Source organism: Mycobacterium sp. NGS33 (assembly GCF_059812885.1).
This window is the reverse complement of sequence record NZ_JCALDN010000043.1, coordinates 1-677: the sequence shown is the minus strand read 5'-3', so window position 1 is coordinate 677 and position 677 is coordinate 1. Positions and strand designations below refer to the sequence as shown.

General features: G+C 72.1%; 1 protein-coding gene. It reads left to right on the top strand.

All coding sequences use genetic code 11. The features are described from left to right. Positions 1-677 (top strand): 13E12 repeat family protein (locus AC5Y5B_RS25230; RefSeq protein ID WP_500007397.1); only part of this gene is annotated, 677 nt, incomplete at both ends.

Genomic DNA, 677 nt, shown 5'->3' with positions numbered 1-677 from the left:
ATGCCCTCGCCGAGGCCACCCTGATCAGCCGCGCCGAAGCCTCCCGGCGCCTCAAAGAGGCACGCGATCTGGGCCCACGCCACGGCCTGACCGGCGAACCCATCCCACCCGCGCTGGCCGCCACCGCCGCCGCCCAACGCGCCGGCGCGCTGGGGCCCGCCCAGGTGAGCGTGATCCGCAAGTTCTGCCACGCCCTGCCCGGCTGGATCGACATGCCGACCCGCGAGCGCGCCGAAGCGCGATTGGCCCAGGAGGGCAGCCGGTTTCGCCCCGAACAGCTGGCCGCGCTGGCCACCACCCTGGCCGACTGCCTCAACCCCGACGGCACGTACACCGACGAAGACCGGGCGCGTCAGCGTGGGCTGAGCCTGGGTAACCAGCAGGCCGACGGCATGTCGGCGCTGCGCGGCTGGCTGACCCCCGAAGCGCGTGCGACGCTGGAGGCCGTGTTGGCCAAGTTGGCCGCCCCGGGCATGTGCAACCCCCTCGACGAAAGTCCGTGCGTGGACGGCGCACCCACCCAGGAAGCCATCGAACACGACCCGCGCTCGGCGGCCCAGCGCAACCATGACGGCCTCAACGCCGCATTGCGCGGCGTGCTCGCCTCCGGAAAGCTGGGTCAGCACAACGGGTTACCGACCTCGATCGTCGTCACCACCACGCTCCAAGAGCTGGAG